6 protein-coding genes and 1 pseudogene are annotated in these 11005 nt (G+C 75.0%); 6 read left to right on the top strand and 1 reads right to left on the bottom strand.

What is annotated here, in order from left to right; genetic code table 11:
- Nucleotides 1–55 precede the first annotated feature (55 nt).
- Nucleotides 56–4264: pseudogene (locus ACSNN7_RS14015) on the bottom strand (ATP-dependent helicase); the annotation flags it as partial.
- 161 nt (nt 4265–4425) lie between these two features.
- Here ACSNN7_RS14015 and ACSNN7_RS14010 point away from each other — a divergent pair.
- From ACSNN7_RS14010 to ACSNN7_RS13985, 6 genes are all read left to right on the top strand, one after another.
- Nucleotides 4426–4806, top strand: coding sequence for a hypothetical protein (locus tag ACSNN7_RS14010; protein ID WP_436681178.1), 381 nt, complete (start codon nt 4426–4428; stop codon nt 4804–4806).
- 518 nt (nt 4807–5324) lie between these two features.
- Nucleotides 5325–8162 (top strand): Na+/H+ antiporter subunit A, encoded by a 2838-nt coding sequence (locus tag ACSNN7_RS14005; protein ID WP_436681177.1) that lies wholly within the window; start codon nt 5325–5327, stop codon nt 8160–8162.
- A complete protein-coding gene (locus ACSNN7_RS14000) occupies nt 8159–8641 on the top strand; it encodes a Na(+)/H(+) antiporter subunit C (protein ID WP_436681176.1) in 483 nt (160 codons plus the stop codon). Before ACSNN7_RS14005 ends, ACSNN7_RS14000 begins: the two co-directional genes overlap by 4 nt.
- On the top strand, nt 8638–10143 hold the full coding sequence (locus ACSNN7_RS13995; protein WP_436681175.1) for a Na+/H+ antiporter subunit D: 1506 nt from the start codon (nt 8638–8640) through the stop codon (nt 10141–10143). The genes ACSNN7_RS14000 and ACSNN7_RS13995 overlap by 4 nt, the downstream gene beginning before the upstream one ends.
- Nucleotides 10140–10730, top strand: coding sequence for a Na+/H+ antiporter subunit E (locus tag ACSNN7_RS13990; protein WP_436681174.1), 591 nt, complete (start codon nt 10140–10142; stop codon nt 10728–10730). The genes ACSNN7_RS13995 and ACSNN7_RS13990 overlap by 4 nt, the downstream gene beginning before the upstream one ends.
- Entirely contained in the window at nt 10727–10990 is a 264-nt protein-coding gene (locus ACSNN7_RS13985) for a monovalent cation/H+ antiporter complex subunit F (protein WP_436681173.1), read from the top strand. The genes ACSNN7_RS13990 and ACSNN7_RS13985 overlap by 4 nt, the downstream gene beginning before the upstream one ends.
- Nucleotides 10991–11005: the final 15 nt, after the last annotated feature.

Below are 11005 nucleotides of genomic sequence, written 5' to 3'. Positions count from 1 at the left end.
ATGCGGTGACGGAGCGGCACCGGCCGGTCGGCCGAGCGGCGTTCTCCGGTCAGCCCCGCCCCCCGTCGGCCGGGTCGGCCAGCGCCCGGATGCGGTCCACCGCCCCGGGCACGGCGAACTGGGCCGCGCCCAGCCCCTCGACGAAGTAGCCGCGCCGGGCGGCGCCGCGCTCCTCCAGCGCGGAGAGCACCGGATAGACCGCGGCGAAGCCGCCGACCACCTGCTCGGCCACCACCGCGCCCCGGGTCACCACCCCGTGCCGCTCCAGCAGCAGGTCGGCCAGCGCCGCGGAGCGGCGGGTCGGGTCGGTGTCCCGCTCCGGCAGCCGGGACCAGCGGCCGGCCACGGTCGGCGGCCCACCGCGGGTGGGCAGCGCCACCCGGCCCGGACGGCGGTAGCGGGTGCGCGGCGCGGACGGCCGGGACCGGTGCGCCCCGCCGCCGCCGAGCACGGCCCGCAGCGGGGCGAGGGTGTCGTTGGTGAGGTGACCGGCCCAGACCAGGTCCCAGATGACGCCGGTCAGCGCCGCGTCGTCGGTGGCGCCCACCCGGTCGGACAGCGACCGGAAGAAGAGCGCCTGCCCGTCGGCGAGCGCGTCGAGGACCGCCTCGTGCAGCGGGGTGAGGCTCAGCGCCTCGTCCGGCGGCGACAGCAGCAACGGCGCGGCGTCGGCGTACGCGAGGGTGACCCAGCCGTCGCCGCCGGAGATCGCCCCGGCTCCGGCCCAGAGCACCTCGCCACTGGCGCAGAGCTCGTCGAGCTGGGCCGGGGAGTAGTCGGCGACCCGGGCGGGCAGCACCAGCCGTTCCAGCGCGGACGCCGGCACCGCCGCCCCCTGCACCTGCTCGATGGTGGCGGCCAGCGCCTCCACCCCCCGCGCCGACGAGCCGACCTGCTGCCAGCGGGGCAGGAACGCCGCGAGGGCCCGGGGCGGCACCGGCTCGATCTCCCGGCGCAGCGCGGCCAGGCTGCGCCGGCGCAGCAGCCGCAGCACCTCGGCGTCGCACCACTGGGTGCCGACGGTGTCCGGGGCGAACTCGCCGGAGACGACCCGCCCGGTGGCGGCGAGCCGGCGCAGCGCCTGCTCCACCACGAACACCCCGAGGCCGAAGCGGGCGGCACAGGTGGCCGCCGCGAACGGCCCGTGGGTGCGGGCGTACCGGGCCACCAGGTCGCCGAGCGGATCGGCCACCGGCGCCAGGTACGCCTCGGCCACCCCGACCGGCAGCGCCACGCCGAGCGCGTCGCGCAGCCGGGCGGCATCCTCGACCACCACCCAGCGTTCCTCGCCGGCGACGCGGACCCGCAGCACCCGGCGGGCGGCCTCCAGCTCGCTCAGCCACGGCAGCGGAGCGCCCCGCTCGGCCAGCTCCGCCTCGGAGAGGTCGCCGACCACCCGGAGCAGCTCGACGACGTCCTCCGCGTCGCGCGGCCGGCGCTGGTCGGTCAACCAGCGCAGCTGGCGTTCGGTCTCGGCGAGCACCGCCGGGTCCAGCAGCTCGCGCAGGTCGACCCGGCCGAGCAGCTCACCGAGCAGGGCGGAGTCCAGCGCGAGCGCGGCGGCCCGGCGTTCGGCCAGCGGGGCGTCGCCCTCGTAGAGGAAGGCGCCGACGTACCCGAAGAGCAGCGAGCGGGCGAACGGCGACGGCCGGTCGGTCTCCACCTCGACCAGGCGCACCTTGCGGGCGGTCAGGTCGCGCATCAGCTCGGCCAGGGCCGGCTGGTCGAAGACGTCCTGCAGGCATTCCCGGGCGGCCTCCAGGGTGACCGGGAAGTCGGCGTACTCCCGGGCGACGTCGAGCAGTTGCGCGGCGCGCTGCCGCTGCTGCCAGAGCGGCTGGCGGCGGCGCGGGTCGCGGCGGGGCAGCAGCAGCGACCGGGCGGCGCACTCGCGGAACCGGGAGGCGAAGAGCGCCGAGGTGCCCACGGACTCCTCGACCAGCTGGGCAATCTCGTCGGGCTCGAAGACCACCACGTCGGCGCCGGGCGGCTCCTCGGCGGTGTCGGGCAGCCGCACCACGATGCCGTCGTCCGAGGGCATGACCTGGGCGTCGACCCCGTAGCGTTCGGCCAGCCGGCGGCCGATCGCCAGCGCCCACGGCCCGTTGACCCGGGCGCCGAGCACGCTGTGCACGGCGAGCCGCCAGTCGCCCAGCTCGTCGCGGAACCGTTCGACCACCACCGTGCGGTCGTCCGGCAACGAGCGGGTCGCGGCCTTCTGCTCGCGCAGGTACGCCATCAGGTTGCCGGCGGCCCAGTCGTCCAGCCCGCCGGCGCGCAGCGCGGCGATCGCGGTCTCGTCGCTCTGCCGCAGCAGGGCCCGGACCCGGGCGCCGATGGCGCGACCCAGCTCCACCGGCCGGCCGAGCTGGTCGCCCTTCCAGAACGGCATCCGGGCGGCCTGCCCGGGGGCGGGGGAGACCAGCACCCGGTCGGGGGTGATCTCCTCGATCCGCCAGGAGGAGGAGCCGAGCAGGAAGACGTCGCCGACCCGCGACTCGTAGACCATTTCCTCATCCAGCTCGCCGACCCGGGCGGCGCGTTCCGCGCCGGCCAGGAAGACCCCGAACAGCCCCCGGTCGGGGATGGTGCCGCCGCTGGTCACCGCCAGCCGCTGGGCGCCGGGCCGGCCGGTGAGCACGTCGGCGGCGCGGTCCCAGACCAGCCGGGGACGCAGCTCGGCGAAGGCGGTGGACGGGTAGCGCCCGGAGAGCATGTCGAGCACGGCGTGCAGTGCGGAGTCGGGCAGCTCGGCGAAGGGGGCGGCCCGGCGGACCAGCACGGCGAGGTCGCCGACCCGCCACGGCTCCAGGGCCACCATCGCGACGACCTGCTGGGCCAGTACGTCCAGCGGGTTGCGCGGGTAGTGCAGCTCCTCGATGGCCCCCTCGGCCATCCGCTCGGCGACCACGGTGCAGGAGAGCAGGTCGCCGCGGTGCTTGGGGAAGACCACGCCCCGGGAGACCGCGCCGACCTGGTGCCCGGCCCGGCCGACCCGTTGCAGCCCGGCCGCGACGCTCGGCGGCGCCTCGATCTGCACCACCAGGTCGACCGCGCCCATGTCGATGCCGAGCTCCAGGCTGGAGGTGGCCACCACGGCGGGAAGCTGACCCGACTTGAGTGCCTCCTCGATGTGCTTGCGCTCCTCGCGGGAGACGCTGCCGTGGTGCGCACGGGCGATCACCGCCGGCGCGCCGGCTGCCTCGCCCGACTGGGCCGTCACCTCGGCCGGCGGCCGGTGGGACCCGACCGGCCTGCCCTCCGCCTGCGGCGTGCCGTCCGGGGCGCTCGCGGCGGCCAGCTCCTCGGCGGCGAGCTCGTTGAGCCGGGCGCAGAGCCGCTCGGCGCTGCGCCGGGAGTTGGTGAAGACGATGGTCGAGCGGTGCGCGCGGATCAGCGAGAAGACCCGTTCCTCGACGGCCGGCCAGATCGACGCCCGGCGCGGCCCCGGGCCGCCCAGGTCGTCCTCCGGCTGCTCCTGCTCGTCGAGGCGGGTCATGTCCTCCACCGGGACCTGCACGCTGACCTCGATGGTCTTGGCGCTGGCCGGCTGCACCACGTCGACCGGGCGGGCGCCGCCGAGGAACCGGGCGCAGGCGTCGATCGGCCGGACCGTGGCGGAGAGGCCGATCCGCTGCGCCGGGGCGTCCAGCAGCTCGTCGAGCCGTTCCAGGGAGAGCGCGAGGTGTGCGCCGCGCTTGGTGCCGGCGACCGCGTGCACCTCGTCGACGATGACCGTCTCGACGCCGCGCAGCGAATCCCGGGCGGCGGAGGTGAGCAGCAGGAACAGCGACTCGGGCGTGGTGATGAGGATGTCCGGCGGGGTGCGCGCGAAGGCCCGCCGCTCGTCGGCGGGGGTGTCGCCGGTACGCATCCCGACGGTGATCTCCGGAGGCGCGATGCCGAGCCGGGTGGCCGCCTGCCGGATGCCGGCGAGCGGGCCGCGCAGGTTGCGCTCGACGTCGACCGCGAGCGCCTTGAGGGGGCTGACGTAGAGCACCCGGCAGCGCTGCCGCGCCTCGGCGGGCGGCGGCTCCTTGGCCAGCCGGTCCAGCGACCAGAGGAAGGCGGCGAGCGTCTTGCCGGAGCCGGTCGGCGCGACGACCAGCGCGTTGCGCCCGGCGGCGACCGACTGCCAGGCGCCCGTCTGCGCCGGGGTGGGCGCGGCGAATGCGGCCGTGAACCACTCCCGGGTCGCCGCGCCGAAGCCGGCCATCACCCGTGCGCCGTCGGCCCCGCCCACCTGCTCTGTCACGCCATCCATCCTGCCCCGCCGGTGCGACAACCGGCGGGGCGCGGACGCGGTCTGTCCCGCTGCGACGGGTTACGGCTCGGATGGGTGTTACGTCTTAACTAACTGCTTGCTTGCGACACGCAACATAAAGTAACTTCACTCGCAACGCAGCGTCGGGTGGAGGGGATCGGATGACCGTCGAGGAGCACGGCTTCACGCCCGCCACCGACGTGCTGATCCGCAAGGTAGACAGTCACCTGGCGGCCGTGCGGGGCAGTCTGCGCGGCCCCGAGCTGGAGCTCGCCGAGCGCCTCGCCCGCTCCCTGCGCGAGCTGGTCGTCTCCACCGCCCAGGCCAGCGCCGCCGACCGGGGCCAGGTGCGCGCCGCGGTCCACTACTTCGTCCTGCGCCGGGAGAGCCGGGGCAACCTGCTCTCGGTGCGCTCGCTCGCCGCCGCCCAGCGCGTGGTCAACAAGGTCGTCGTCCAGCTCGGCCGTCCCGACCTGCTGGTCGAGACCCGCCGCCCGGCCCGGGAGGCCGCCGTGCCGGCCGGGGACGTCGCCCTGCGCTGACCGGCACCGCCCGACCCGCCCGTGCCGGCGCCGGGCTCGTCCGTGCCGCGGTCGCCCCGCGGACCGGCCCCGGCAGCCGGGACCACGGGCTGCACGGACGTGATGGCCGACAGCCGGCCGAGTGCCCGTACGGGTTCAGCCGGGTCACGGCCGCCCGGTTGCGCAACGGGGCCGCCTGGCGGCGGAAGATTTCCCGACCGGTGCCCGCCGGCGAGTGAGAGCGCGGCGAGGCGGATGGGCTCGTGAGCGATATGCCTGAGAGGCATAAATATTCCTGACAGGCATACCGCTCACGGAGGTGCATGTGTCCGGCCGCCGCGACCCGCCGCGGCCACCGCTGAGTCATCCATGACATCAGCTCGACAGGGCCATCCGGGGTGCCCGCCACCCCGCCCGCGAACGGGCCGCAGCGGGTGATTTCCGGAAAACGGCACGTCGCTCGCCGATCTGGCGTCTGATCGGTGCAGACCGGGACATTCCCGCCCGGCGCGCGCCGCCAGCTCGACCGGGGAGGACGCGTGCTCGTACTGCTGCTCCTCCACCTGGCGGCGGCCCTCGCCGCGCCGCTACTGGTCCGGCGGTGGGGCCCGCGCGCCTGCTACCCGCTCGCGCTGGCACCGGCCGCCGCGTTCGGCTGGGCGCTGACCCGTACCCCGGCGGTCCGCGACGGCGGCGCCGTCGTCGAAACGTACCGGTGGATCGACCAGCTCGACCTCGACGTGGCGCTGCGGCTGACCACGCTCTCCTGGCTGATGACCCTGCTGGTCGGCGGCGTCGGCGCGCTGGTGCTGGTGTACTGCGGCCGGTACTTCGCGGCCGACTCCGCCGGGCTGGCCCGGTTCGTCGCGGTGCTGGTCGCCTTCGCCGGCGCGATGCTCGGCCTGGTCCTCGCCGACGACCTGCTGCTGCTCTACGTCTTCTGGGAGCTGACCACCGTCTTCTCCTACCTGCTGATCGGCCACAGCACCGAGCGGCGCTCCAGCCGCTGGGCGGCGGCGCAGGCGCTGACCGTCACCACCCTGGGCGGCCTGGCCATGCTGGTCGGCTTCCTGATCCTCGGCGGGCACGCCGGCAGCTACCGCTGGTCGGAGATCGCCGCCGCGCCGCTGCCGGGCGGGGCGACGCTGGTCACCGCGGTGCTGCTGATCCTCACCGGCGCGCTCGCCAAGTCGGCGATCGTGCCGTTCAACGCCTGGCTGCCGGTGGCGATGGCCGCGCCCACCCCGGTCAGCGCGTACCTGCACGCGGCGGCCATGGTGAAGGCGGGCGTCTACCTGATCGGGCTGCTCGCCCCGGTGCTCGCCCACGTCGGACCGTGGCGGCCGGTGGTGCTCACCCTGGGCCTGGTCACGATGATCGCCGGGGGCTGGGCGGCGTTGCGGCAGTGCGACCTGAAGCTGCTGCTGGCGTACGGCACGGTCAGCCAGCTCGGCCTGCTGGTGGTGGTGATGGGTGCCGGCAGCCCCGACGCCGCGCTCGCCGGGGTGGTGATGCTGCTGGCGCACGCCCTGTTCAAGGCGGCGCTCTTCCTCGTCGTCGGCATCGTCGACCACGAGGCCGGCACCCGCGACCTGCGGGAGCTGTCCGGGCTGGGCCGGCGGGCGCCGGTGCTGACCGCCGTCGCCGCGCTCGCCGCCGCCTCCATGGCGGGGGTGCCGCCGCTGCTCGGCTTCGTCGGCAAGGAGGCGGTCTTCACCGCGCTGGCCGAGTGGCCGGTCGTCCTCGCCGGGCTGGTCGTCGGCACCACCCTCACCGTCGCGTACAGCATCCGTTTCCTCTGGGGCGCCTTCGCCACCCGCCCGGACACCGAACCGACCGAGGTCGACCGGGCGCCCCTGGCGATGCTGCTGCCGCCGGCGCTGCTCGCCGTCGGTGGCCTGGTCGCCGGCCCTGCGGTGGCCGCGCTGGACCGGCCGCTGCGCCCGTACGCGGAGCTGTTCGGGACGCCGCACGAGCACCTGGCGCTCTGGCACGGCCTGACCCCGGCACTGGGCCTGTCGGCGCTGGTGCTGGCCGGCGGCTTCGCGCTGCACGCGGTGCGCGGTCCGCTCGCGCCGGTGCTGACCCGGCTCCGCTCGCCGGTGGGCGGCAACCAGGGGTACGAGTGGGTCACCCGCCGCTTCGACCGGCTCGCCATCGAGGTCACCGGCGCCACCCAGCGGGGTTCCCTGCCGCAGTACCTGGGCACCGTGCTGCTCGCGCTGGTGCTCGTGCCCGGCGCGACGCTGCTGGTCGCCCGCCCGTGGCGCGCGCGGATCGCCCTCTGGGACAGCCCGTTGCAGCTGGTGGTCACCGCGGTCATCGCGGTAGCGGCGCTGCTCGCGGTCGGCGCCCGCCGGCGGCTGACCGCGATGCTGCTGGTCGGGGTGACCGGCTACGGCACCGCGATGATCTTCGTGCTGTACGGCGCGCCCGATCTGGCGCTGACCCAGTTCCTGGTCGAGACGGCGACCATCGCCGTCTTCGTGCTGGTGCTGCGCCGGCTGCCGGAGCGTTTCTCCGCCCGGCCGCTGCGCCGCAGCCGGTGGGCCCGCCGGGGGATCGGCGTCGGCGTCGGGGTGGTCCTCGCCGGCCTCGCTCTGGCCGCCGCCGGCTCCCGGACCGCCGTGCCGATCTCCGCGGCCTTTCCCGACCTCGCGGTCGTCGAGGGGTACGGCCGCAACGTGGTCAACGTGACCCTGGTGGACATCCGGGCCTGGGACACCCTGGGCGAGATGTCGGTGCTGGTGGTGGCCGCGACCGGGGTGGCCAGCCTGATCTTCGAGCGGTCCCGCACCGGCCCCCGCCCGCGCCGGGGCGAACCGTCGGGGGCGCCCCGGCGCGACGCCCGGCCGGTCTGGCTCAGCGGCGGCCCGACGCTGCAGGAGCGGCGCCGCGCGATCGTCTTCGAGGTGGTCACCCGGCTGGTCTTCCACACCGTGGTGCTCTTCTCGTTCTTCCTGCTCTTCTCCGGTCACAACGCCCCGGGCGGCGGCTTCGCCGGCGGGCTGGTGGCGAGCCTCGCGTTGGCCCTGCGCTACCTCGCCGGCGGCCGGTACGAACTGGCCGAGGGCGCCCCGGTCGGCGCGGGCACGGTGCTCGGCGCCGGGCTGGCGATCTCCGTCGGTGGCGGCGTGGTGTCCCTGCTGACCACCGGAGACGTGCTGGAGAGCGCCAAGATCGACCTGCCGCTGCCCTGGCTGGGCGAGCCGTACGTGGTCACCTCGCTCTTCTTCGACGTCGGCGTCTACCTGGTCGTGGTGGGGCTGGTGCTGGACATCCTGCGCAGCCTCGGCGCCGAGGTGGACCGGCACATCGAGGCGTCCGGCCGGTCCGAGCGGGGGCTGGTCGTGCAGGAGGAGGGGGAGCCGGGGTGAGGCAGGGCGGTGCGGGGCCGACCCTGGTGCTGGTGCTCGCCGTAGGCGTGCTCGCGGCCACCGGGGTGATCCTGCTGCTGGAGCGCAGCCTGACCCGGATCCTGCTCGGCGTCATCCTGCTCGGCAACGGGGTGAACCTGCTCATCCTGCTCGGCGGGCGGTCCGGCGCGGCGCCGGTGGTGGGCACCGCTGCGGTCGAGGAGTTCAGTGATCCGCTGACCCAGGCCATGGTGCTCACCGCCATCGTGATCACCTTCGGGCTGACCGCGTTCCTGGCCTCGGTCGCGTACCGGAGCTGGTATCTCGGCGGCGACGACGAGGTGCAGGACGACCTGGAGGACCGCCAGATCGTGCAGCTCGCCGAGCGCAACGAGGTGCCCGAGGCCGACCTCGGCGGGGAGGGCCCGGACGACGACCCGGAGCAGGTGGACCCGGAGCCTGCCCGGCGCCGGCTGCACGGGCCGGGTGATCGCCGGTGAGACAACTCCTGCCGCTGCCGGTGGTGGTGCCGCTGCTCGGCGCCGCGCTGACGCTGATCCTGGCCAACCTGCCCCGGGCGCAGCGGACCGTCAGCGTGGTCGCGCTCAGCGGCAACCTGGTCGTCGCGGTCGCGCTGCTGGTCCAGGCGTACCGGCACGGGCCGGTGGTGACGCAGGTGGGCGGGTGGCCCGCGCCGGTGGGGATCGTGCTGGTCGCCGACCAGCTCGCCGCGCTGATGCTGGTGGTCTCCTCGGCGGTGATCCTGTGCGTGCTGTTCTACTCCATCGGCCAGGGCCGGAGCGAGACCAGCGAGTCCGCGCCGGTGAGCATCTACCACCCGACCTACCTGGTGCTGACCGCCGGCATCACCAACGCCTTCCTGGCCGGTGACCTGTTCAACCTCTTCGTCGGCTTCGAGATGCTGCTCGCGGCGAGCTTCGTGCTGATCACGCTGGGCGGCACCGAGGCCCGGATCCGCACCGGCTCGACGTACGTGGTGGTCGGCATCCTCTCCTCGATGATCTTCCTGGTCGCGGTCGGCCTGGTCTACGCCGCCACCGGCACCCTCAACCTGGCCCAGCTCGCCACCCGGCTCGACGCGCTGCCCGACGGCGTACGGATGGGGCTGCAGTTGATGCTGCTGCTGGCCTTCGGCATCAAGGCGGCGGTCTTCCCGGTCTCGGCCTGGCTGCCGGACAGCTACCCCACCGCGCCGGCCCCGGTGACCGCGGTCTTCGCCGGCCTGCTCACCAAGGTCGGCGTCTATGCGATCATCCGCACCGAGACGCTGCTCTTCCCCGGCGGGCAGGTCTCCGACCTGCTCATGGTGGTGGCCGGGCTGACCATGGTGGTCGGCGTGCTCGGCGCGGTGGCGCAGTCGGACATGAAGCGGCTCTTCTCGTTCACCCTGCTCAGTCACATCGGTTACATGATCTTCGGGGTGGCGCTGAGCACCGCCGCCGCGCTCTCCGGCGCGATCTTCTACGTGGTGCACCACATCACCATCCAGACCACGCTCTTCCTCGTCGCCGGGCTGGTCGAGGAGCGCGCCGGCAGCACCGACCTGCGCCGGCTGGGCGGCCTGGCCCGGATCGCCCCGCTGCTGGCGGTGCTCTTCTTCGTCCCGGCGATGAACCTCGCCGGCATCCCGCCCTTCTCCGGCTTCCTCGGCAAGGTCGGCCTGCTCCAGGCCGGCGTGGCGGTCGGCGGGCCGCTGCCCTGGACGCTGGTCGCCGCCGGCACGGCGACCAGCCTGCTCACCCTCTACGCCGCCTCCCGGGTGTGGAACATCGCGTTCTGGCGCGCGCCCCGGCTGGCCACCGCCGAGCCGGTGGTCCGGCTGCCCCATCTGATGGTGGGCGCCACCGCCGCCCTGGTGGTGCTGGGGCTGACGTTCACGCTCGCCGCCGGCCCGCTGTTCCGCGTCACCGCCGACGCCGCGGCCGACCTGCGGCTGCGCACCCCGTACGTGCGAGCCGTCCTGCCCGGCGGCGCCCCGTGACCGCCCCCGACACGGCGGGGCACCCGTCCCCGAGGCGGGCCGGCCACCGCCGCCGCGACCAGGCGATCGCCCTCGGCTGGCTGGTCCTGGTCTGGAACCTGCTCTGGGGCGAGTTCACCTGGGGCAACCTGCTCGGCGGCGCGCTGGTCGGCATCGCCGTACTGCTGTTCTTCCCGCTGCCGCCGGTCACCTTCGGCGGCCGGCTGCGACCGAGGGCGCTGCTGGTACTGCTGGCGACGTTCGTCGCCGAGCTGGTCAGCGCCAGTGTGCACGTCGCCGCGATCGCCGTACGGCCCGGCTACCGGCCGCGTGGGGCGATCATCGGGGTACGCCTGCAGGTGCGTACGGACCTGAACCTGGCGCTCACCGCCGAGCTGCTCTCCCTGGTCCCCGGCACCCTGATCCTCGAGGTCGACCGGGACGGCGGCGTGCTGTACGTGCACGTCCTCGACGTGCGGCGGCCGCAGGACCTGATCGACAGCCGGGCGCGGGTCCTCGCCGTGGAGGAACGCGTCGTCCGCGCGCTCGGCTCCGCCGCCGAGCTGCGCCTGCTCACCACCGATCCGTTGACCGGAGGTAACGCATGATCGTGACCCTGGCCACCGTGCTCACCCTGCTGCTGTCGGTGACCGCACTGCTGGCGCTGGCCCGGATCTACCGGGGGCCGTCCCTGCTGGACCGGGTGATCGCCGCCGACCTGCTGCTCTCCACGATGCTCGGCGCGGTCGGCGCGGAGGCCGCGATCAACCGGCACGCCACCACGCTGCCCGTGCTGGTGGTGCTCTCCCTGCTCGGCTTCGTCGGCTCGGTGGCCCTGGTCCGCTTCGCCGTCCGGGGGGAGACGTGACCCCGGCCCACCGGG

Origin of the sequence: Micromonospora sp. URMC 105, from assembly GCF_051386295.1 — a bacterium.
Taxonomy (GTDB): domain Bacteria; phylum Actinomycetota; class Actinomycetes; order Mycobacteriales; family Micromonosporaceae; genus Micromonospora.
Note: the sequence above shows the minus strand (reverse complement) of the source record. Positions and strands in the feature narration are given on the sequence as shown.

Coding starts and splice junctions, on each gene's coding strand:
- ACSNN7_RS14010 (WP_436681178.1), top strand. CDS start 4,426: ATGACCGTCGAGGAGCACGGCTTCACGCCCGCCACCGACGTGCTGATC.
- ACSNN7_RS13985 (WP_436681173.1), top strand. CDS start 10,727: ATGATCGTGACCCTGGCCACCGTGCTCACCCTGCTGCTGTCGGTGACC.